The organism is Streptomyces camelliae (assembly GCF_027625935.1).
Classification (GTDB): domain Bacteria; phylum Actinomycetota; class Actinomycetes; order Streptomycetales; family Streptomycetaceae; genus Streptomyces; species Streptomyces camelliae.
In genome coordinates, this window is record NZ_CP115300.1 from 371,938 (window position 1) to 394,028 (window position 22,091).

Sequence of the window (22,091 nt, forward strand, 5' to 3'; positions counted from 1 at the left end):
GCACCTTGGTGAAGTCCGTCCCGGGAGCCATCCCCTGCAGCAGACATCCACGGCCCGGACCGGCTCTGCTCGGCGTCGGCCGACGCCGGGGATGGTCCCGAGCGAGTTCCGCAACTCGTCCAGGCTGGATGTCGTCCTCTCCGCGCGGAAACGAGCGAGCGGCGTGGGTGGACGATTCCGTCTCGCAGTGATTCGGACTCAGCCGGCACACCTTGCGCGCACCACGGAGCTGGAGGAGAGGCTCTGCCTTCACGCCAGTGTGACGTCGGCGACGGAACACGCCTGGGATCAACGGTGACGGGCAGATTCCGGTCCATGCAGCACACCCGGCACCCGGACACGCCGCAGGGGCTGGCGGACGGATCGCACAGGGCCGCCCCAGCCGGCCCGGTCCCCGCCCCGGTGGCCCATCACGCCGCACCCGCCCAGTCCCCTGTCAGTGCTGAGGACGTCGCGCTGGTGCGAGCCAGCCTGGCGATTGTCGCACCTCACGTCGCCGAGCTGGCCGTGTACTTCTACGACATCCTCTTCGCGCGTTATCCACAGGTCAGGAACTTGTTCCCGGCCGAACTCGACGTCCAGCGGGAACGTCTGGTCCGCGCTCTGCTGCGCATCGTGGAACTGGTCGACGACCCCGGTAACCTCATCGCGCTCTGCTCCCGTCTGGGGCGTGGCCACCGTAAGTTCGGCACGCAAAGCTCTCATTACCCGGCCGTCGGCGAGTGCCTGCTGCACGCCCTCTCCCACTACGCGGGCCCGGCCTGGACCGCGGAGTTGGCGGCGGCTTGGCAGCGTGCCTACACGGCTGCCGCGGACGTGATGGTCCGCGCCGCCGAGGAGGACGCGCGTCACCGGCCGGCCGTGTGGAACGCCCACATCGTCCAGCACGTGCACTGCGGACACGGAATCGCTGAGCTTACCGTCCAGCCACAGCTGCCGTACCCCTTCGTGGCGGGCCAGTACGTGAGCATCGAGACGCCCTGGGCGCCGAGGCTGTGGCGGCATTACTCCCCCGCGCACGCCCCACGGCCCAACTCCCAGCTGACCTTCCACGTCCGTGCGGTGCCCGGAGGCACGGTCAGCAACGCGCTGGTCCACCACGCCCGTCCGGGAGACCCCGTCCGGCTGGGCCCGCCGGAAGGCGATATGGTGCTGCGTCCGACCGCCGGACGGGACCTGCTCTTCGTCGCCGGCGGCACCGGCCTGGCTCCGATACGCGCCCTGATCGAGCAGGCGGCCCGGAACGGCGTCGGTGACGCTCGGGAGGTCAGTCTGTTCATCGGCGCCAGAACGGCGGACGAACTGTACGGGCTCGATGACATGCTGCGCATGTCCCAGCGCTACCACTGGCTCCGCGTCCGGGCCGCGGTCTCCCACGAGCGCATCGCGGGACTGGAGGGCACGCTGCCCGAGGTACTGGCGGAATTCGGCCCCTTTTACCGGCACGAGGCGTACCTGTGCGGCCCACCGCAGATGCTCGACGAAGCCGTGCAGGCCCTGCGACGTCACGGTGTCCCGCCTCATCACATCCACTACGACCCCTGGGACGTCCCCGTCCTGACCGCCCCTCTGGGGCCGCCCCCGTCTGAAGAGGAGACCGACCAGCTGTGAACAGCCCCGAGACGACCGGCTCCTTCGGTGAACGACTGCTGCAGCAGCAGCTCGGCACCACTGACCGAGCGGCCGACTTCTACGACCGTCAGGTACATCCCTACCTGACGCCCGCCATGCGGGAGTTCATAGCCCGGCAGACCATGATGTTCCTGTCGACCGCCGACTCCCGAGGAGCCTGCGACAGCAGCTTCCGCTCCGGGCCGCCAGGATTCTGCGTCGCCCTCGACGACCGCACTCTGACCTACCCCGAATACCGGGGCAACGGTGTCCTGGCCAGTGCGGGCAACATGACCGAGAACCCCCACCTCGGCATGCTGTTCATGGACTTCACTCATGATCACATAGGGCTGCACGTCAATGGCACAGTGAAGCTGTACACCGACCGCGACCTCCGCGCGTGGTACCCGCATCTGCCGACCGACACCGCGCCCGGGCGCCAACCCCACCTGTGGGTCCACCTCACCGTCGAGGAAGCCTACGTCCACTGCTCCAAGCACATCCCCCACCTGGAGCCGGCTCCGCGCCCCCGCCCGACCACGGACCGCAACCGTCCCAAGGACAGCGCCTACTTCACGGAGTCCTCTCCTTCTCACCAGGCCCCCGACGCGGGAGATGCCGACACCGGCCGCACCTCATGGCGACACCGCTTGCGGCTCCGCCACTGAATCCGATCATCTCGCCGCTCCTGCGACACCTGACCCCAAGCGCCTCGGCTCACCCGCATGCGGCCGCAGGGTCCGCGCGCTGACCCCGCATCGCGAACGACCTGACTCCAGCGAACGCATCACCCAACCGCTGCTGGACAGCATCGCGCTGGACCACCGCGCCGAGGAGCACTACCGGCCCCGTACCCCGGCCCGCCGCCGCACCCGGTCCACCAGCGGATGACACACCTGACCCGGACCCGCCTTCCACTCCCGGCACGGGCCGGCAACCCCACGGCCGCGCGACCCGGCGCACACTGCACGCAAGGCCGCTGCCCGGTGAGGCCACCGCCTCCTGCCTCAACCGCCCCACCCTCGCCCAGACCTCGTACCGTCAGACGGGCCAACCACCCTGCGCAAAGACACCATCATGCTCAGCTCACTGCGCAGCACAGACAACCAGCTCAGCCCAACTGAGCAACAGCAGACCCAACCAAGATCAATAAGCGACGCGACAGCCATGCCACATCATCAGCGTGTTGACGAGGGCAAGTGCGGTCTGCGGCGGGTGGAGCGCCAGCCTTTGCGCGGTGTTCACCAGCTGATTCCGGCCGCCACCGGCAGGTGGTCGCTGCCGGTGGCCGGCAGCACCCATGAGCTGGTCGGCTCCACGCCGTGGACCAGGATCTGGTCGATCCGCACCACCGGGAAATGTGCCGGCCAGGTGAAGCCGAAGCCGTTCCCGGCCGCCTCCTGGGCCGAGTGCATCTGTGAGGTGATGCCGTTGAACGCGCGGTCGTCCATGGTGCCGTTCAGGTCGCCGAGCAGCACCATCCGCTTACTCGGGTCGGCGGCGATAGCCTTGCCGAGCGCCTGCACGCCTATGTCGCGCGAGGCCGTCCAAAAGCCCGACTTGGGATTCACCCGTACAGACCCCAGGTGGGCCACATACATCGTCAGCGGCCCGTGGTCCGTAGCCACCGTGGTGCGCAGCGCTCGGTTCGCGGCCACCTTTTTGTCGCCCGGCTTGGTGTCCGCCAGCGGTCCGTAGTCCACGATGTCGATCGGCTGGGTGTCCGACAGCGGCAGCTTGCTCCACAGCCCGACCGTTCCCAGCACCGTGTGGTACGGATACTCCTTCGCCAGACCCTTCTCGTACAGCGGCTTCGCCTGCGGGGTGATCTCCTCCAGGGCCAGTACGTCCGCACCGGAGGCGGCCAGGTCACGTGCGGTGCCGGCCGGGTCGGGGTTGTCGGCGTCGACGTTGTGGCTGGCCACGGTGAGGTCGCTGCGAGGGTGGGACTTGTCGCTGAGCAGCCCGCCGAAGAGGCTCAGCCACACCATGACCGGCAGCAATAGCGCCACCACCGCGGAGGCGGAGCGGCGCCATAGCGCCCCGGCCAGCAGCACCGGAATGAACAGCCCGAACCACGGCAGGAAGGTCTCCACCAGGCTGCCGAGGCCCCCGCGGTCCGTGATCTGCGGGTGCAGCAGCATGAGCAGGCCGAGCAGCAGCGCCAGCGCCGCAAGAACCGGGCCGCGCTTCCAGGGTCCCGGCCGGGTGGCGATGCGGACTGCCCGTCGGATGCGCGCCCGCCGGGCAGCGAAGCCGGTGTCGCGGCGGCCGGCGCCTTCCTGCCCGGTCTCCGCCGTGTCCACCTGCGTCATCGTCTGTCCTCGTTCACTTCCGGTCACTGCTGCGTCCTCGGGTCCTGTGCGGGGCCGGCATACATACGCGGACGGCGACGATCGGTCGCTCGGGGGCGCAGTTCGTTCTTGTCGATCTGGCACAGCCCGTATTCGGCGCCGCGCTGGGACAGCCACACTGTCGCAGTCGCCGCGGTGGCGACCCATCGGGCGGCCTCGTCTCCGGACCCGTACGTGGCGTCCGCCTTACGTGGCAGCTGATTCCGGTGTTCCGGCGCATCGTCGAAGACCGTCACGCCGTCGGGGACGACACCGTCAGCCTTGCCCGGCGTACCACGGTGCTCACCGCGAGACGCATGTGGTGATGCGGCCGAGGAGAACGTCGAGGGCAATGCGGCCGAGGAGAGCAAGAAGGCCGCGGTGGACGAAGGCTTCGGCACCTGGGAGCTGAGGGCTGCGGTGATCACTGCTGTGACGACGATCAGGCTGACCACCACGAGCCACCGAATCCGGCCGTTCCTTGCTCGGGGTGATGGTGGGGTTCGCTTCATGCCGACAGTCAAGGCAGCGCCGTGTTGCCGACACGTTTGCGGATTTCGATAGGCTGACGATAGGTGCCGACTCGTAGCCTTGGTGGCATGCGTGTGTTGATCGTCGAGGACGAACCGTATCTGGCGGAAGCCATCCGCGACGGCCTACGCCTGGAGGCGATCGCGGCCGACATCGCTGGTGACGGTGGCACGGCTCTGGAACTGCTGAACATCAACGCCTACGACATCGCCGTCCTCGACCGCGACATCCCCGGTCCGTCCGGTGACGAGATCGCCAAACGCATCGTCGCCTCTGGCAGCGGAATGCCGATCCTCATGCTCACCGCGGCCGACCGGCTCGACGACAAGGCTTCCGGGTTCGGGCTCGGCGCCGACGACTACCTCACGAAACCCTTCGAACTCCAAGAACTCGTACTCAGGCTCAGAGCACTCGACCGCAGACGCGCCCACAACAGGCCCCCCGTACGAGAGATCGCGGGGCTGCGACTGGACCCGTTCCGCAGAGAGGTATACCGCGACGGCCGCTACGTCGCGCTGACCAGGAAACAGTTCGCTGTGCTCGAAGTCCTCGTCGCCGCCGAAGGCGGTGTCGTCAGCGCCGAAGAGCTGCTGGAGCGGGCGTGGGATGAGAACGCCGACCCGTTCACCAACGCCGTGCGCATCACCGTCTCGGCACTGCGCAAACGGCTCGGCGAACCCTGGATCATCGGCACGGTGCCAGGCGTCGGCTACCGCATCGACACGCCGCCACAGGCCGGACGCGAGGGAACAGACCGTGGATAGGGCCCCTGGTCTGAGCGTTCGCGTCAAACTCACCCTGAGCTACGCCGGATTCCTCATGCTTGCCGGCGCCCTGCTACTCGCGGCGGTGTGGGTATTCCTCCTGCGTTACGTCCCCGACCGTGCGCTCATCATCCCCGGCTCCACCGGCACCACTCATGGTGTTTTCCCCATCCGGTCCAACCTCCTGCACGTTTTCGCTCCGAGAGCAGCCGCCGTACTGGCGTTTCTGCTGGTGTTCGGCCTCGGAGGAGGGTGGCTTCTCGCCAGCCGCATGCTCGCCCCACTGACCCGCATCACGGACGCCACCCGTAGGGCCACGAGCGGATCGCTCTCCCACCGGATCCAACTACCGGGCCGCAAGGACGAGTTCCGCGAACTCGCCGACGCCTTCGACACAATGCTCGCGCGGCTCGAAGCACACGTTGCCGAGCAGCAGAGATTCGCAGCCAACGCCTCTCACGAGCTGCGCACCCCGCTGGCCATCTCGAAGACACTTCTCGACGTGGCCCGCACCGACCCGACGTGCGACACGGGCGAAGTCATCGACCGCCTCCACGCCGTCAACGCCCGAGCGATCGACCTCACCGAGGCACTGCTCCTGCTCAGCCGAGCCGAGCGGCGGTCCTTCGCCCGAGAACGCGTCGACCTGTCCCTCATGGCGGAAGAAGCCACCGAGACACTTCTCCCCCTCGCGGAGAAGCACGGCGTCACTGTCGAGACCAGCGGCGACATCACCCCCACACTCGGATCACCGGCGCTCCTGCTGCAGCTGACCATGAACCTCGTGCACAACGCGATCGTCCACAACCTGCCCGAAGGGGGCAGCGTGTGGGTGCATACCAGCGTCCGTCCCAAGACCGTGGTGCTCACTGTCGAGAACACCGGCGAGCAGGTCGCCCCCCAGCTGGCCTCGACACTCACCGAACCATTCCAGCGCGGCACCGAACGCCTGCACACCGATCACGCCGGCGTCGGCCTCGGCCTGGCCATCGTCAAAACCATCACCCACGCACACGACGGAACACTCACCCTCATCCCCCGCCCTGCCGGCGGGCTCCGCATCACTGTGGAACTCCCCCCCCCCCCCCCCCCCCCCCCCCGCACACCGGGAGGTGACGGACCGGGGAATTGATACGCCGCCACGCGGCCACCAGCTTCTCCCGACAGTCAGCGAACATCCTCTCGGCCGGCCCGGGCATGCGTACGCCGTTCAGCTTGGCGATCTCCGCCGGCAGCGAGTCCAGGCCGACTGCCCCGGGATCGCGCATGAGCCCGGCCAGCATCGTGGTGCGCAGATCCGGCCGCCATCGGGTCCCAGCAGGAACCGCCGGCCATCCCCATAGATGGACTGACGACCCCGTGCAACAACGGTCACTGGATACCGAACCTACTCGGCTCGGCGCCGTCGCCTTGGGACGGTCGATCAAGGGCGCCCAGTCCAGAAGACGCTGAGCGGGTAACAAGCCGGGAGCAGGATGCCGTACGGCTCGACGGGTGTGACACGGATCCTGCAGCGCGTGTCGGAAGTCATCCCGGTGCTTTGTTCATTCCGACAGCGTCGGGCTCAATTAGGACGGTTCGGCATCCTGGGACTCCCCCGGTTCCGTCTTCCAGGACTCCTCGAAGGCCCGCAAGGTTTCGCCTCTCAGCAAGTAGGTTCTTCGAGCGCGGCAAGCAGGAACTCGGAGTGCGTGTCACCGGACATGGCCGAGTCCAGGAACATCCCCCGACGGTTGATGTAGGCCTCCGGACCGACCCTCCTGGGCATTCCCGAGGAGTCGGTAACGAGCGCGTGCGTCTTGCTTTCACCGTCGTCGCGCGGCCAATGCCGCTCGAAGATATCGGAGTCGACTCCGACGTAGGACAGTTTTGGCGCTCGACTGTGCGCAGATACGTGAAGAGCCGATGGACGGTAGGCTCAATTGATCTCCAGGTCGGCCTCGCGCCGCAGTTCCATCTGGTACTCACAACGGCTTGTTCACGGTCACGCTCGCAAAGGTCAAGGTCTGCGGCATGCCTGATGACGAAGTCGAAAGCGTGTACGCCGACAGAGCCGAAGAGTCTTCTTGGACTGGCCCGGCAAGACCAGAACCGGCGCAACAACGGACGGGCGCCGGATCGACTGCCGGAGCCCGCCGCGCCTCGGTTTCAGGGTCGTGATGGGTTGAGTGTCCAGGTCATCCAGTTCGAGGTCATGCCGGCTGCTCCTTCTCCGCGTCGGCACGCTGGGTGGGGATGGCGCGGTCGTTCTGCAGGAGCCAGAGTTCGCGGAACAGGCCGGGTGTGGTGGTGAGTTCTTCGAAGGTTCCGGTCTGGGTGATGCGGCCGTGGTCCAGGACCACGATCTTGTCGGCGATGGCCACGTTGGCGAGCCGGTGAGTCACAAGGACGACGGCACGGTCTTCGGCGACTTCGCGGAGGCCGGTGAAGATCCTGTGCTCGGCACGGGCGTCGAGAGCACTGGTCGGTTCGTCCATGACCAGAAGGCCGGCTCGGCGGCGGAAGGCCCGGGCGATGGCGATGCGCTGCCACTGTCCGCCGGAGAGTTCGACGCCGCCGAACCATTCACGGGCGAGCAGGGTGTCCAGGCCGCTTCGGAGGCTTTCGACGACTTCGTGGGCTCCGGCGCGTTCGGCGGCCTGGTGGACGGTGTGGTCGCCGCCGTGGGGCTGCCCGAGTGTGATGTTCTCACGGGCCGTGAGGGGCCAGTGAGCGAAGTCCTGGGGGACGACGGCGGTCTGCTGCCACAAGGCGTGGGGGTCGAAATCGCTGGTGTCGCGGCCGTCCCAAGTGACGCGGCCCCGGGTGGGCAGGTACAGGCCGGACAGGAGTTTGGACAGTGTGGTCTTGCCGGATCCGTTCTCGCCGACCAGGGCGAGGACTTCGCCACGGCGGACCTCCAGGGTGACGCCGTCCAGTGCGGGCTTGTCGGCACCGGGATAGGTGTAGGCGAGGTCCTCCGTCTTGACGGTGTTCGGGGAGGCGGGCGACCGGGTTCCACCGTTCATGCGGTGGCCGCCGGCCTCCTCGATGAAGTCGACCCAGTCGTCGAAGTACAAGCCGGTGCGGAAGAGCTGGGTGCCGTAGCCGACGAGGCCGCGCAGGGACGAGCCGACGGTGCGCAGGGCGAACACCGCGGTTCCGGCGGAGGCTACGGTCATGTGGCCGGTCGCCAGGACTGTCGCGAGCGCGCTCCAGACGATGAGGGATCCGGCGCCTCCCGCGAGGGCGCCGAGGAATTGGTAGCGGCCTCCTCGGTTGATGGCGCGGTCGGTGATGGTGTCCACGCGGGCGCCGATCTTCCGGTACAGGCCGAGGAGGAAGGGGGCCATGGTTCCGGCGCGGACCTGGTCGGCTGTTTCCTTGTCCACGATGTACCAGCGCACTGAATCGGGGGTCATGGCTGGACGAGCCTGGCGCCCGGAAGTGGCGCTTGGGCCGATGCCGCCGGCCGGCTGCGGAGCCAGAGACCTGCCGGGCTACCGCCACGGTCTGGCGGCGATCATGAAGGCGCTGTTCTCGGCGCTCGACCCGGACTTGCCCATTGGCTTCACCGCCTCCCGGTCCGCGTCACGGCGCGTGCTGAAGGTGATGCCTCAATCGGGCCCGGACTCGGAGGGACAGAACACCGTTTCAGGAGCCCTTCCACCACGGCTTTATGCCCTCCTCGGCGACGAACTCGCCGCGAGCCTGTCGCGGAGCGGGTGCAGCAGCTCTCCGCGATCGGGATGCGCGGGGCCTGGAAACGTCGGACGGGCAGTGGTTCCGGGCACGATCCAGTCCGACCCAGCAGTTGAGCTACTGCTCCTACCCACGGGCGCTACGACGAGGGCGGAGACATGGCGTGGAGCCGCTCCAGCGCCTGCTCCATGCCAGCCAGGCCAGCGTCCAGGCTGATCTGCTGGAGCCGGCCGTCGACGAGTGTGCGGCGCTGCGGCGGGTGGTCGAGGGTGAGTGCTGTACGGCCAGACACGTGGTCAGGCTCATGGCCGGTGCCCCGGGCCGCCCCCGTTCCGGTCCGGCCGGCACGTCGGTCCGGGGCGGGTCAGCCGCGTATCCGGTGGCTCTCGCCACGCAGAGGAGGGTGCCGGGTGTGGATGCATGCGGCGTGCAGCGAGGACGCGAGCACCTCGCTGGTCCAACGCAACGGGGGTGCGGTCAGGGAAGAAGGGAAGAGCAGCGTGCGCAAGTCGATAATCCGGTAGCCGCGGGAGACAACGGCATCGAGAATCCGCGGCAGAGCCCGGGCATCGATCACGTCGGTGCCGCCCCCTGACGCGCCGACGTGCATCTGAAGGATCGCCCCCGGCCGCAGGGCGTCCAGCGCCCTACGCAAGGCACGGACCACGGTCATCCCGCCACCGGTGCCCTTCCACCCGTTGGTGTCGGTGGTGAATTCGATGTCCGCGAATCCGAGTGCGTTGACCTCCCTGACCTGGGCAGGGCTGGTCTCACTGTAGGGAAACCGAAAGAACGGGGTCAGCGCTCTGCCCGCCCCCGCCGCTCTCAGGGCCCGCTCAGCCGCGCGGACCTCCCGGACCCTCCCCGGGACGGTCAGGTCTTTGAAGTAGGGGTGGCTGTAGGAGTGGTTGCCCAACCCATGACCCCCGGCCGCGATCCGCTTCACCACCCGGGGGTAGCGGTCGGCGAAATCGCCGGTCAGGAAGAAGGTGGCAGGCGCGTGCCGGCGGGCCAGCTCACCGAGGATCCGGTCCAGTCCAGCATCGTTCCACGCCGCGTTGAACGTCACCGCGACTACCCGCTCCCGCGTACGGATCACACGGTTCTCCGACCCGAACAAGGACACCAGCCCCGCATCGCCGGCCGTCACACCTGACGATGGCGATGCCCCTGTAGCCAGCCTCGGCGGAACCTCGGACAGCACCGCCCGCAGGACCGTGTACTGCGCACCGGAGGCAAGGAGCAGACGGCGGGATACGACACGGCCCAACGCGGCCCGACCACGTGATTCCATGCCCCCACCATCGGACAATCGACGCAGCTCCTTGAGGATATGCCCATGACGGCATCGGCGAGCGGGAGGCACGGAACACAGGCCTTCCTTTCCAAAGGAGCCGGGATGGCCGGCCACACGGCCGACCGTGAAGGCCATCCAGCGTCCCGACCGGGAAGCGTGGCCCATACGCCCGTGCGCGAGCTGATCGTGTCGGCCGTATCAGGCAGGGGATGGTTCACGGACGCGGGGCCGGCGCCGCGCCCTGTCCGGCGGAGTCCTGTGAGGCCTTGGCTTCGAGATGACGCGCGGCCAGGGCAGCAGGCCGGCCGGGGTGTGAAGCATCCCGCTGGGGGCGGGCCGACCCGTACTCTCTGAAGCGAAGCAGCACCGGCTCGGGCTGCTGGGGTCAGCAGGCATCGGCGAGCTTGTCGATCTGCTCGGCCAGGCGCTGGTCCGGGTGGCGGAAGTCGACTGGGACTGGAAGGTGTCTGGGCGGGCGGGTCCGCCTTCGCTGAGTGAAGCTGAATGCGTGAGCAACAGTAGCGGGAGCCCGGTGAGCGCTGAGCAGATCTATGCAGCGTTGGCTGCTCTGGGTGCCGAGCCGGTGGCAGACCCCAAGAAGCGGCCCTCGGGGCCGCAGGAAGAAGACCGCCTGCGGCTGCTGGGGAGTCTTCTGGCGAAGACGGAGCTTGAGATCACCGCCGCGACCCGGCTGACCGAGGAAGCGGAGATCGAGGACGTCCTTGAGACGTTGCTCGGCTGGGATGAACAGGTGGGAGCGGATCCTGGTCTCGCGGTCAACGTCGTGACGAACCGGCTGCAGCGCGCCGCGGTGCAGATCTCCCAACCCGAGGCGCAAGAACTGCCACCCGGCCGGGAGGCCGCTTTCGGCGCCGTGATGACAGCGGTGTACACGCTCGGCGCCCAGCTGCACGCGGAGCGCGGCGATGCGCAGGGAACGCGACGTGCTCTGAGCGGGGCGGAAGAAGCCCTCATCGACGTCCTGCAAGGCATGCACGACCTGCGCGTCGCCATCGGGGACACGGCCGGCCCGGAGGACAAAGCCACCGACGGCTGACCGCCTCGGCCTCGGGTGCGGCTGATTCGCCCGCCACGACCCACCTTCGCGAAGGCCACCGGCCGACCATACGCCTCGCCCGCGTCTTTTCCCGGTCGCCGGCAGGCAGGCGTCTACCCCCCGCATCGACCGCGAGGCCTCCCGCTGCCGGATCACCGAGCAGTTCCGCGAGCTGGGCCGGGTCCAGGCCCTGACCGACCCGGTGTCGGGTCCACGTGCGGTGCACCGGACGGTGATGCTGCACGAGCGCGCCGGGCAGGACCTGCGCGCTCTGTGTCAGGGCGTCATCCATGACGGCGATTCCACCCGCCGCATCACACGTTTCGACGAAGCCCGCGCCCCCGGCGGTGCCCTCACCTTCGCCTGCCACCTGCTCCTGGCCGACTACGATCGCCGTCCTGGACGAGCCCAGCCATTGCTCACCCGTTGCCCACGAGGTGGTCGACACCGTCCCCGGCCCGGTCGGCGTGACCGTCCACCTCGATCTGCCCGACTCGATGGCCTCGGAGACATCCCGCAATGGCTTCGTTCACTCCAATCGGTTCGGGCTCAACTTTTGGATGCCGCTGGCGATATTCACTCGATGGAGTGAATATCACCAGCGGCATCACTTCCGCGAGATGGTCACGCTGAGTGACGCCAAAGCGCCGACGGCACCGTCCATGCTCTTCGAGCCGAACGCGATCGACGGTGAGGACTCCTCCACAGCATGGTTCGTTGACTCACCCAGCTTTACCGAGTGGCGGGGGACATGGCTCGACCGACGTGGTTGGTGCGAGGAAGACCAGGTGGACGACGACTCGGGCATGGAGCCCCGGCCCGAGGCGACGGACGGGCTCCGCTGACCGGTGAACTTCAGCGGTGGAGTTCGAAGCCCGCGCGGCCGTACATCTGGCGCTTGACCATCTTGCTCCGGTGGACGCGTCCTTCGACGGCGCCGGAGATCGAGGGCAGGATGAGGCCGACGCCTGTCGCCGTCACGCCACACGCGGGTGACCATGCCGTGGCGCTGCTCTCGTGACTCATCGATCCTTCTCAGTGATCCTGTTGATCAGAACCTGAGGCGTGTTGGGGCGAGTTGTCCGTTGCAGTCGTGGATGCCGAATGGGGGGCTTCCTTCCTGATCGTGGACCGCTGGGTGAACAGCGGGCACGTCACTCCGGGAGCGCCGTTCCAGTACGTCGGGACGGTGCGATGCTGGTGGCCAGTGCCGTTGGTCGCCGGCACCAACCAGCTCCAATGTCCCGGCAGCCGTCGACTGATCACCGATCACCGATCACCGATCACCGATCACCGATCACCGCCGACAACGAGCCGATACCTGCCCCGGCCCACCGACATGGAGCGGTGGCCCTGCTCGGCGCCCCGGGAACAGCCGGTGGAAAGCATGGCTGTTCGCGGTGTTCATGTTGGCCCGGCTGTCGATTCAGCGGAACAAGAGTTCCGCGAGCGGTGCGAACACCAGGGGCGGGGGTTCTCCGAGCCGGAGGAGGCTCAGTATCGGCACCGGAAAACGCCGGTCGGGGTGCCGCTGCACCAGCAGCAGAAGCGTCCCGCAGAGGCCTTTTCGGCCACAGGACAAGGGCCGCAATTCATAGGCAGTTGTGGCCCTTCCGCGGTGCCGTCTGGGCGGAATTTCGCATTCCGAACCCCAACCGCAAAACCACTGGGACAGGTGTGCAAAGATCCGGACAATGGTGCGGGTGCTCTCCACACCTATGCAGAGCGCACCGCCTGATTCCGCATACCTCATGGAGTCATACGTGGCCCAGTCTTCCCGGCGTGTACGCGCCCTGTCGCGTCTCGTCACCTCGGCGATCGCCGTCGCCCTGGTCGGCGCTACGGCCGGCACCGCTCTGGCCGACACCCCTGCGACGACCGGTCCGGCCAAGAACGTCGCCCGGAGCGCCGCCACAGCCGGGCAGCACAAACCCACCCCGGCCGCGCCGTTCTTCTTCCTCTCCGGGATCCTGCCGTCGGGCCAGATGTACGCCTATATGCCCGACGGGAAGGGCGGGTTCGACGACCGGTCGGGCGCCTACGTCTGGCCGCACTTCACGTACGGGGTGTCGATCGACCCCGATCTGACCGGCTATCAGGACGGCGCGTACCACGTCATGGACGACGGCACGCTGAATCTCTGGCGCAACGGGCGCCTCAAGAAGGTGGCCGGCGGCTGGGGTCGGTACAACGTCGTCTTCTCCCCCGGCACTCTGGGCGGCGCCAAGCACCCCGACCTGCTGGCCCGCGACAGTCAGGGCGTCCTCTGGCGCTTCCAGACCAAGGCGGACGGCTCGCTGGCACCGCGCGTCAAGGTCGGCCTCGGCTGGAACCGGTTCACCCAGATCACCGGCCAGGGCGATCTGACCGGCGACGGCAAGCCGGACATCGTAGCCCGCGACAAGCAGGGTGTCCTGTGGCTGTACAAGGGCACGGGCGATCTGCGGAAGCCGTTCGCGTCCCCCGTGAAGGCGGGTCCCGGCTGGAACCAGTTCAACAAACTGGTGGCCACGGGGGACGTCGACGGCGACGGCCACAGCGACCTGCTCGCCCGCGACCCCAAGGGCAACCTGTGGCTGTACAAGGGGACGGGCAAGGCGGCCGCGCCCTTCAGGTCCCGAGTCAGGATCGGCACCGGCTTCAACCAGTACCGCGACCTCTTCTGACACCCTCTCAGGGACTGACACAGGCCCCTGCGCGGATCCGCGAGCGCTTCTCTGTGGCTCCGAACTGTGCTGGTCGCCTGGTGATGACGCCGGTGCCTCGCATGTCGTCGTTGAACGTGCAGCCCTTCTCGCCGTACGTCGCGAGCAGCCTGCGGCCGTTGCCGGCACTGAAGTCCCCCAGTGCAGCAGGGGCGTGGGAACAGGTCCCGCACGGTGTCCACGTACGCGGCGACGAACGCGGCGTGCTCGTCCCCGCGCACCCCGCTGGTGCTGGTTGCCCACGTACAGCGGGTCGGTGAGCAGCGTCTGGCTCGACGATCTGCTCGACGATGGCGGCCACCACCAGGTCGGCATCGGCCGGGCCGAGGCCGAGCGCCTCGAACGCGGGCCGTACGGCCTGCGGCTCGTCCACCGCAGATCCACCCCTCGGGGACGCTGTACTCGTGGCTGTACGGCTTGATCGCCTGCCCCACCCTGGGGTCGTGGACGATGGGCGTACTGCGTCCGCATGCGGGAGGTCGACGCCACCGAGGGGTGAGCGGTGAGAGCGGGCGAGAGGCCGCAGCGCACGGATCCTCGGTCCCGCGCCACAGACTTCATCCGAGACTGTCCGACGGTTCCCGGCGATGGTCCGGGGGCCAGGACGACATCGGCTAGGCGCGTGGCGGCCGTCGTCAACGGGAAACTGCGGGACTGCCTGCCCCTCACGGACGGGAGCTGCTCCTCACGGACGGGAGCGGGCGTGGCGGCCGGAGCCTGGCGCCCGTCCTCGTCCCTGAGCAGCATCGACACAAGGGGCGCCACCGTCAGGCCGGGCCTCGGCCGGATGGCGCAGGATCTTGCCGCGATGATCTCCTGGGCGGCGCGACGATGCCGCCGGCACCCGGATGTGGTTGGTCAGGGTGGTATTGCGGGAACCTACTTTTCCTTCAAGCAGGAGTTTTTTGCGCAAAACGGGAACACGGAAAATATTGGATATTTACTAGGAGGTCGGTCCGATGTCCACCGGCACGCTTCTGGCGATCGTCATCCCCGTCGCGGTTGTCGTCATTCTGATCGCCGCAGGCCTGGCCCTCTTCGCACGACACCGCTCCCTGCGCGAGCGCTACGGTCCGGAGTACGAACGCACGGTCGAGGGCGCCGACAGCCGACTCGCCGCCGAGCGCGAGCTCAGCGCACGCGAGAAGCGGCACGACAAGCTCGACATCAAGCCCCTGCCCGACCGTCTCCGCGAGCGCTACAGCCGGGACTGGGACAACGTGCAGCACGAGTTCGTGGACCGGCCGGAGGACGCCGTACACGACGCGGACCGGCTGGTGACCTCACTGATGCAGGACCGGGGCTACCCCACCGAGAGCTACGACCAGCAGCTCAAGGATCTTTCTGTGGAGCACAGCCGTGCCCTCGGCCACTACCGGGCCGCCCACGAGATCGACACGCTCAGTGAGAGTCACAAGGCCACCACCGAACAGCTGCGCAACGCCATGGTGCACTACCGGGCACTGTTCGACGAACTTCTCTCCGACGGCGGCCAGACCCGCCACGCCCCGGCCTGACCTACGGGCAGCCGAAACCGATCGGACGCGGAGGAGACATGCAACGCGACGACATACCGCACACACCTGACAGCGGCCTGTCCACAGAGGACCTCGCAAAGCCTCACGACAACGCCTCAGAACCGAGCGCCCCCGTCTACCCGGGGGAGGGTGAGAGCGACGAGAGCACGGACGCGACCGATGACATCGCCTCCCGCACCACGCAATCCACTGCGGCGAAGGAGGAGGCGGGAACGGGGACCGAGAACGCAGACAAGATGCCGCAACTGCTGACTGCTCAGGACGAGGAGAGCTTCCGCGAACGCTGGGAGAAGATCCAGAACACCTTCGTCGACGATCCCCATGAAGCGGTTCAAGCCGCGGACAGCCTGGTCGCCAGCGTCATGCAGACGCTCGCCACGACGTTCGACGAGCACAAAAAGGCGCTCGAAGAACAGTGGAGCCGAGGCGGGCAGGCCGATACCGAAGCCCTGCGCACGGCTCTGCGCCACTACCGCTCGTTCTTCAACCGCCTGCTCACCACCTGAAGAACCCACCTGCGAACCACCACGAAGGCAGAGCCCAGGCGACGACCGCCGGCCTGCCTCGCCATCAGCGGCCGTACTCCGGCCAGAGAGAAAGAAGAGCGCCGTGATCGCGCTTGGCGTCATCCTGCTCATCGTCGGATTCGTCCTGCACATCGGCATCCTGTGGACGATCGGCATCATCCTGCTCGTCATCGGAGCCGTCCTGTTCCTCCTCGGCTCCGTCGGCCACGCCGTCGGCGGCCGCCGCCACTACTGGTAGACCACCGCCCGGTCGCCCGGCGAGCAGCAGCACTCTTCCGCACCACCTGTCCGGCAACGGGCCACGTCAGGAGAGGCCACAGAGACCAGTTCGGCACACCGGCACGATGCCCCATCTCGGGGATCGGCGAGAGCAACTGACGGCGCCATGTTCCGTACCCTGGCGGCATGCGCATGCGTCCCACTCTGAGCTGGACCCCTACCGAGGAGCTGCCGCCGGGCACCACGGATCTGGCGCCGGTCGCCAATGTGCTGAGCAGCGGGGGTGTGCTGGTGCTCAGCGGGGCGGGCATCTCCACGGAGTCGGGCATCCCTGACTACCGGGGCGAGGGCGGGAGCCTGAGCCGGCACACCCCTATGACCTACCCGGACTTCATCGGAAGCGCCCAGGCCCGGCGCCGGTACTGGGCACGCAGCCACCTCGGCTGGCGGACCTTCGGCCGGGCCCGCCCCAACGCCGGGCACCGTGCCGTGGCCGCGTTCGGGCGGCACGGCCTGCTCTCGGGTGTCATCACCCAGAACGTCGACGGCCTGCACCAGGCCTCTGGCAGCAAGGGCGTCGTGGAGCTCCACGGAAGCCTGGACCGGGTCGTCTGCCTTTCCTGCGGCGCCTTCAGCCCGCGCCGTGAACTCGCCCGACGGCTGGAGGAGACCAATGCCGGCTTCGAGCCGGTGGCCGCCGGAATCAACCCGGACGGTGACGCCGACCTCACCGACGAACAGGTCGGGGACTTCCGCGTGGTGCCCTGCTCGATCTGCGGAGGCATCCTCAAACCGGACGTGGTGTTCTTCGGCGAAGCCGTTCCGTCACAGCGGGTTGAGTACTGCCGCGAGCTGGTCCGGGAAGCGACATCGCTGTTGGTGCTGGGCTCTTCACTGACGGTGATGTCCGGGCTCCGGTTCGTCCGTCAGGCGGCCCAGGCCGGAAAGCCGGTGTTGATCGTCAACCGGGACCCGACCCGGGGCGACCGGCACGCGGTCACCCGGGTCGCCCTCCCCCTGGGAACGGCTCTCACCACCGTGGCCGGCCGGCTGGACATCCCCGTCGAGGGACCGACGGCAACCTCGGTGGAGCCGTGACATGCCGGGACGTCACCGGAGTTCACCACGCCCGCGCACGCGGCGAGCCGGGTGGCTGGGCCGAGGCGAACCGGTTTCCTCCCGTTGCCCAAACCGCACGGGCCACCGCTGCGCAGGATGGAAGAGAACAGCTCACCAGTGCCAGGTCCCCGAAGCAGAGGGGCGCCGTCGGTGGTGCCGGGCGCGGCATGAGGGCGAATCGGACGGCAAATTATGATCACCGACCCGGTTGAGGGAGGTCATATGTCGTTTCGGGAACATGTGGAACGGGCCGCCGATGAGGCCGTCGGGGAGTTTCCAGCGGACTGCGGGATCTACGCGGTGACGTTCCGTATCGACAGCGTCGATCAGGACCCGCGGTTTCCGTATGTGGCGATCGGCTACACGACCGAGGCTGACGCCGCGGTGTCGGCGGAGAAGGCGTCGGATGCCTGGGAGGCGCGCTGGAGCTATGCGTTCTTCCCGCAGACGGGGCTTGAAGGAGTGAGGATCGTGGGGCGCGATCCGGAGAGTGCGCACTCGCACCGGCGGGAGGCGGAGTCTCGGGGGCTCTGGTACGAGGACGATGATGAGCCTGGCGATCGCTACGAGCGGCTGGCCGACGAGTTCTACGACGTGTGCGTCGCGGCGGCTCGGCGCCTCCACGACAGTGGCCGGATCGTGGAGGTACTGGGACGACCGGTCCCCGTGATTCTGTACGACATGTTCGACCCGGACGCGATGTTCCGGCTGACCTCAGCAGCCAACCCGGCGGAGTTGGTCACCGAGTTCATGACGGAGGACCCCGGTTAGACACCTCACGGACCCGCCCCTCAAGAGAACGCACAAGCGCTTCCGGCACGCCGAGCCCTGTCCATTCGCGGCCAGGGGCAACGACCCTGGCGCTCCGCCGCCGCGTCGTCGAGGCGACCGGCGAGCAGCAGCGATTCTCATCGAAGATCCGGCCGCCTGGTGCCGCAGGTCGCCGAAGATCTGTGAAGTGCCGCCGCCGCTCTCCTTGCATGGCTTGTCGACCGGGGCCTCTCCGACCGCGACGTCGTCCACGGTCAAGCAACGAACCAAGGTCGCCCGGGGGGGTGGGCAGCCCGGCTGCCGCCTTGGCGATGGCGTTCACGCTGGTGGAATCATGAGCGGGCATGTCCGGGTGGGGTGCCTGCGGCGCGGCGAGTCGGGGAACGTCACGGGCAAGGTCGCCGGGCCGGCCGAACGCTCCGCTGGCCGAGCGAGGCCACGAGCAAGCCGCCCTCGCGGCCCGGGCTCTGGCCGACAAGTCGATCGACGCCGTCCGCTCCGGCAATGCCCTGCGCGCACGGCACAGGGGAAGCAACCGTCCGGCCGTCCGACGACAGACCGCCGACGCGCTCCGCTCCTGGATCATCGACAACGACCTGGCGCGACAGTTCGCAGACTGTGAGACCGGATACGAGTCCACGGCCCGCACGGCCAGGGTCTTCCAATCCATCGCCGAGGAACACGGGAGCGAGACCGCCGCTGTGATCGGCCATGACGCCGGCCTGTCCGTCGCACGCGGCCGGCTCTGCACCCTCGCAGCCGCGCTCTGGGGCACAGCCCTGCCCCACGTGCATCCATTCCTCATCGAAGGGGGCGGCTGCACCTGCACCTGGCACTGCCCCTCATGGACAGAAGCGTTCTGACGCACCCTCAGGGATCACCTACAGCAACGATCTGGAACACCGGCCGGGGCGGCGAGAGCCGGAGCGGTACTTGTCACGATCAGGTGCGGCGAGCGGGTGGCCGCCGACGGAACCTGGGGCATTCGACTGCCGAGCGTGCGCGGCGGCCAATGCGCGATCTCGTGCCGGCCATGTGGCAAGTGGGCTTGCAAACAGCCGGCCTCGTAACACGAGTCATCTCGTGGCCTTCACAGCGACACGCTCCGGCACGGGGTGATGGGGCGTCAGTAGATCAACCGGTAGGACTAATCGCCTTTCAATATTCCTTTATTCGTGGCGATTTGACGTTCCGCTCAAGCGGCAAGAAGCGCCACATATACCCCGATCGGCGCCCTACAACAGTCTTTCGATATGACTGATATGACGGCTAATGAGTACGTTTGATCGCGAGTCGGCTGACGAGTCGGCATCTGGCGAGACACAAGACAGGAGAAAGCGACATGAACGTCGCCCGTTCCACCATGGTGACCGCGGCCGTTTCGGCCGCCGCAGCGCTTGCCGCCACCGGCATCACGTACGCCTCGGCCGCCGCCTCCGCCCCCGCCTCGGTGCCGCAGACGGCCCCGCCCGCTGCCGCCGCAGCTCCCCAGGGCGGCGACTCCGGACAGGGCAAGGGCAACGAAGGCAGAGGCAACGAAGGCAGGGAGCATCACGAGGAGGAAGGCCGGATCGAGATCAACGAGCGGTCGTACTCCCCCCACCCCGGTGACTGCATCACCGTCGTCAGCGGTCTCGGCGCCAAGACCCTCAACATCCGCAACGAGAGCCACAAGAGCATCGAGATCTTCCGCGGAGCGGTCTGCGACAACGGCGCTCCCATCGCCACCGTCGGCCCCCACAGCTCCAGCTTCGGTGTCCACCCCGGCCACGCCGACGACATCGACATCGAAGACGGCGTCATCGCCAGCTTCCGCGCCGTCCAGTACCACGAGGACTGATCCGAAATCGGATGCATGACACGGCTCCCCGGCCCGCCGGAATCGGGCCGGGGATCCGTCTGCGAGCGTTGTCGGACCATCCGCGCACGAGTACCGACCGCCGGACTAGGCACAAGGCGCACGCCCAGACACATCCTTCGGCAGCGGAGTGTCGGCGCCTGCGTTCAGCCTGGTGCCAGTGACTTCCGGCCGGACAGCATCAGCTGTGTCGCACCCTTCTTCCACAGGTCGCCGGAGCGTCACGCATAGTAGCGATCCTGCTTGCCGTCGGTCAGCTGCACATGAGGCGAGCTGCCGCAATGGCGATAAAATTACCCAAATCGGTGGCCTGGCCGTCCGACCTGGGCTGCCGCTCGACCTGTGCGACCTTGGGGAGCGGCACGGTGGCGAGCTCTCTTGAGGAATGCGGAGTCACGCGCGGCGCTGGTGCGCGGGGCAGGCTGCTGACCGTGCTGCCCGCTCTGCTGCTGCTCATCGGCCTGTTCGTCGGCCTTTTCACACCCAGCGCTGTCAGGCCGGACGCTTTTCTCGCCACGGCCATGGTTTCTGCCGCCGCGCTACTGCCCCTGTGGGGGACCGTGCTCATCGGAGTGGGCGGGTGCGCCATCTTCGTCGGCCTGATGGTGGACTTCCATGGACTGCGCGACCCGACCGCCTACTCCGAGCTGGCCAGCCTCGTGGCGATCGCGGTATTCGCCGTCTTCTTCAACCGCCTGCTCGGCCGACGCGCCCATCAGCTGGTTCAGGTCCGCTCCGTAGCCGAAACCGCCCAGCTGGCGGTGCTGCATCCAGTACCGCGACACCTTGGGCACGTCACGCTGGAGAGCCTGTACCTGGCTGCCGCGGCGGAAGCCCGGATCGGCGGCGACCTGTACGAAGCGATACACACCCCGCACGGCGTACGGCTGCTCATCGGCGATGTACGCGGTAAGGGCCTGCTCGCGATCCAGACGGCCGCGCTGCTGCTCAGTGCCTTTCGCGAGGCCGCCCACGACGCGCCTGATCTGCCTCACCTCGCGTGCCGCCTGGAGACGAGCATGCGCCGCCACGCTTCCCAGTATCCGGGGGTGCCGGGCTCGGAGATCGCTGAACGCTTCATCACCGCTCTCCTCGCCGAGATCCCGGACGATGAACCGGTCGTCCGCACCGTCACCTGCGGCCACCCTCCCCCGTTGCTGCTGCACCGCGGCGAAGTCCGGGAGCTGCAGCCCACTGCTCCCTCGCCGCCGCTCAACCTGGGCATGCTGGCGAGCGACGGCTACCACGTCGACCTCACCCCCTTCCAGGCCGGAGACCAGCTCCTGCTCTACACCGACGGAGTCACTGAGACCCGCGACCGCTCCGGCGCCTTCTACCCCCTCGCCGAACGCATGCGCTCATGGAACGGCGAGGCGCCTCACCAGCTCCTCGACCATCTTCACCGCGACCTGATCGTCTACAGCAGCGGGGAGCTCGACGACGACATCGCTGTCCTCGTCGCCCAGCGGCGCCCGAGCCACCGAGCCTGAGGCAGGCTCTGGCCTGCGCAGGTTCGCCAGACGCCCGCAAGCAGATCGAGCCGGCCCATCCCGACGTCGACCTCCAGGGCATCCTGGGGGTCGGCCGCCTCCTCGCGGCGTACGACCCGGTGAACGCAACGATCATCGGGAGACTCTGATGAGGCACCCCGGAAAACGCCTCGGTGATCCACCACGGGTCACCAAGCTGTGCTACGGTTCCGGGGTTGCAGTTGTGGTACCCATGAACCTATGTGCGCCTGACGGGAATGTTTCTCCTTCAGGCGCATTATTCGTTTTTCCGGCGTCTCCGGATGGGGCCTCTGCCTACAGAAGGAGAAGGTCATGGCACAGGGAACCGTGAAGTGGTTCAACGCCGAAAAGGGTTTCGGCTTCATCGCGCAGGACGGCGGCGGTCCCGACGTCTTCGCCCACTACTCGAACATCGCGACCCAGGGCTTCCGTGAGCTCCAGGAGGGCCAGCGGGTCTCCTTCGACGTCACGCAGGGCCAGAAGGGTCCGCAGGCGGAGAACATCATCCCCGCCTGATCCCGGGCGCGTATCCGCTCACCGGGGTCCGCACCGTGATGGTGCGGACCCCG

General features: G+C 67.9%; 23 protein-coding genes. 17 read left to right on the top strand and 6 right to left on the bottom strand.

Annotated elements, in window-relative coordinates; translation table 11 throughout:
• The first annotated feature begins 315 nt into the window (after positions 1-315).
• Both O1G22_RS01790 and O1G22_RS01795 read left to right on the top strand, forming a co-directional pair.
• Positions 316-1,611 (top strand): globin domain-containing protein, encoded by a 1,296-nt coding sequence (locus O1G22_RS01790; RefSeq protein ID WP_270079633.1) that lies wholly within the window; start codon positions 316-318, stop codon positions 1,609-1,611.
• Positions 1,608-2,279, top strand: a complete 672-nt coding sequence (locus tag O1G22_RS01795; RefSeq protein WP_225101811.1) for a pyridoxamine 5'-phosphate oxidase family protein — start codon at positions 1,608-1,610, stop codon at positions 2,277-2,279. The genes O1G22_RS01790 and O1G22_RS01795 overlap by 4 nt, the downstream gene beginning before the upstream one ends.
• A gap of 573 nt (positions 2,280-2,852) precedes the next feature.
• Here the strand turns inward: O1G22_RS01795 and O1G22_RS01800 are convergent.
• Both O1G22_RS01800 and O1G22_RS01805 read right to left on the bottom strand, forming a co-directional pair.
• Positions 2,853-3,926, bottom strand: coding sequence for an endonuclease/exonuclease/phosphatase family protein (locus tag O1G22_RS01800; RefSeq protein WP_270079634.1), 1,074 nt, complete (start codon positions 3,924-3,926; stop codon positions 2,853-2,855).
• Between the two features lie 23 nt (positions 3,927-3,949).
• Complete coding sequence (locus tag O1G22_RS01805; RefSeq protein WP_270079635.1) at positions 3,950-4,399, bottom strand: M15 family metallopeptidase domain-containing protein; 450 nt, start codon at positions 4,397-4,399, stop codon at positions 3,950-3,952.
• Between the two features lie 144 nt (positions 4,400-4,543).
• On the opposite strand from O1G22_RS01805, the gene O1G22_RS01810 reads away from it, so the two are divergent.
• Both O1G22_RS01810 and O1G22_RS01815 read left to right on the top strand, forming a co-directional pair.
• Entirely contained in the window at positions 4,544-5,239 is a 696-nt protein-coding gene (locus tag O1G22_RS01810) for a response regulator transcription factor (protein ID WP_270079636.1), read from the top strand.
• On the top strand, positions 5,232-6,371 hold the full coding sequence (locus O1G22_RS01815) for a sensor histidine kinase (RefSeq protein ID WP_270079637.1): 1,140 nt from the start codon (positions 5,232-5,234) through the stop codon (positions 6,369-6,371). The genes O1G22_RS01810 and O1G22_RS01815 overlap by 8 nt, the downstream gene beginning before the upstream one ends.
• Before the next feature lie 1,060 nt (positions 6,372-7,431).
• Here O1G22_RS01815 and O1G22_RS01820 read toward each other — a convergent pair.
• The 3 genes from O1G22_RS01820 to O1G22_RS01830 all read right to left on the bottom strand — a co-directional run bounded on the left by O1G22_RS01820 (position 7,432) and on the right by O1G22_RS01830 (position 10,352).
• Complete coding sequence (locus tag O1G22_RS01820) at positions 7,432-8,640, bottom strand: ABC transporter ATP-binding protein (RefSeq protein WP_428986306.1); 1,209 nt, start codon at positions 8,638-8,640, stop codon at positions 7,432-7,434.
• 419 nt (positions 8,641-9,059) lie between these two features.
• Positions 9,060-9,212: a hypothetical protein gene (locus tag O1G22_RS01825; protein ID WP_270079638.1), complete on the bottom strand. Its 153-nt coding sequence runs from the start codon at positions 9,210-9,212 to the stop codon at positions 9,060-9,062.
• A gap of 72 nt (positions 9,213-9,284) precedes the next feature.
• Positions 9,285-10,352: a polysaccharide deacetylase family protein gene (locus tag O1G22_RS01830; protein WP_270079639.1), complete on the bottom strand. Its 1,068-nt coding sequence runs from the start codon at positions 10,350-10,352 to the stop codon at positions 9,285-9,287.
• Between the two features lie 397 nt (positions 10,353-10,749).
• On the opposite strand from O1G22_RS01830, the gene O1G22_RS01835 reads away from it, so the two are divergent.
• Both O1G22_RS01835 and O1G22_RS01840 read left to right on the top strand, forming a co-directional pair.
• Positions 10,750-11,274 carry a hypothetical protein gene (locus tag O1G22_RS01835; protein ID WP_270079640.1) on the top strand — a complete coding sequence of 175 codons (525 nt, stop codon included), beginning with the start codon at positions 10,750-10,752 and terminating at the stop codon, positions 11,272-11,274.
• Between the two features lie 437 nt (positions 11,275-11,711).
• Positions 11,712-12,119, top strand: a complete 408-nt coding sequence (locus O1G22_RS01840) for a hypothetical protein (protein ID WP_270079641.1) — start codon at positions 11,712-11,714, stop codon at positions 12,117-12,119.
• Between the two features lie 10 nt (positions 12,120-12,129).
• Here O1G22_RS01840 and O1G22_RS01845 read toward each other — a convergent pair whose 3' ends face one another.
• Complete coding sequence (locus O1G22_RS01845) at positions 12,130-12,300, bottom strand: hypothetical protein (protein WP_270079642.1); 171 nt, start codon at positions 12,298-12,300, stop codon at positions 12,130-12,132.
• Positions 12,301-13,037: 737 nt separating this feature from the next.
• Between O1G22_RS01845 and O1G22_RS01850 the strand changes: the two genes are divergently transcribed.
• The 11 genes from O1G22_RS01850 (at position 13,038) to O1G22_RS01900 (ending at position 22,038) form a co-directional block, all read left to right on the top strand.
• Complete coding sequence (locus O1G22_RS01850; protein WP_270079643.1) at positions 13,038-13,940, top strand: FG-GAP repeat domain-containing protein; 903 nt, start codon at positions 13,038-13,040, stop codon at positions 13,938-13,940.
• A gap of 295 nt (positions 13,941-14,235) precedes the next feature.
• On the top strand, positions 14,236-14,400 hold the full coding sequence (locus tag O1G22_RS01855) for a hypothetical protein (protein WP_270079644.1): 165 nt from the start codon (positions 14,236-14,238) through the stop codon (positions 14,398-14,400).
• 538 nt (positions 14,401-14,938) lie between these two features.
• Positions 14,939-15,496 (top strand): hypothetical protein, encoded by a 558-nt coding sequence (locus tag O1G22_RS01860; protein WP_270079645.1) that lies wholly within the window; start codon positions 14,939-14,941, stop codon positions 15,494-15,496.
• Positions 15,497-15,534: 38 nt separating this feature from the next.
• The gene (locus O1G22_RS01865; RefSeq protein WP_270079646.1) at positions 15,535-16,023 is read left to right on the top strand and encodes a hypothetical protein; all 489 of its coding nucleotides are present in this window, start codon (positions 15,535-15,537) and stop codon (positions 16,021-16,023) included.
• 103 nt (positions 16,024-16,126) lie between these two features.
• On the top strand, positions 16,127-16,282 hold the full coding sequence (locus O1G22_RS01870) for a DUF6131 family protein (RefSeq protein ID WP_270079647.1): 156 nt from the start codon (positions 16,127-16,129) through the stop codon (positions 16,280-16,282).
• 167 nt (positions 16,283-16,449) lie between these two features.
• Complete coding sequence (locus O1G22_RS01875) at positions 16,450-17,361, top strand: NAD-dependent protein deacetylase (RefSeq protein WP_270079648.1); 912 nt, start codon at positions 16,450-16,452, stop codon at positions 17,359-17,361.
• 213 nt (positions 17,362-17,574) lie between these two features.
• Positions 17,575-18,153 carry a hypothetical protein gene (locus O1G22_RS01880; protein WP_270079649.1) on the top strand — a complete coding sequence of 193 codons (579 nt, stop codon included), beginning with the start codon at positions 17,575-17,577 and terminating at the stop codon, positions 18,151-18,153.
• Between the two features lie 344 nt (positions 18,154-18,497).
• On the top strand, positions 18,498-19,016 hold the full coding sequence (locus O1G22_RS01885) for a histidine phosphatase family protein (protein WP_270079650.1): 519 nt from the start codon (positions 18,498-18,500) through the stop codon (positions 19,014-19,016).
• A gap of 479 nt (positions 19,017-19,495) precedes the next feature.
• The gene (locus O1G22_RS01890; RefSeq protein WP_270079651.1) at positions 19,496-19,993 is read left to right on the top strand and encodes a hypothetical protein; all 498 of its coding nucleotides are present in this window, start codon (positions 19,496-19,498) and stop codon (positions 19,991-19,993) included.
• A 383-nt stretch (positions 19,994-20,376) separates the two neighbouring features.
• Complete coding sequence (locus O1G22_RS01895) at positions 20,377-21,501, top strand: PP2C family protein-serine/threonine phosphatase (protein ID WP_270079652.1); 1,125 nt, start codon at positions 20,377-20,379, stop codon at positions 21,499-21,501.
• Positions 21,502-21,834: 333 nt separating this feature from the next.
• Positions 21,835-22,038, top strand: coding sequence for a cold-shock protein (locus O1G22_RS01900; RefSeq protein WP_069778038.1), 204 nt, complete (start codon positions 21,835-21,837; stop codon positions 22,036-22,038).
• Positions 22,039-22,091 lie beyond the last annotated feature (53 nt).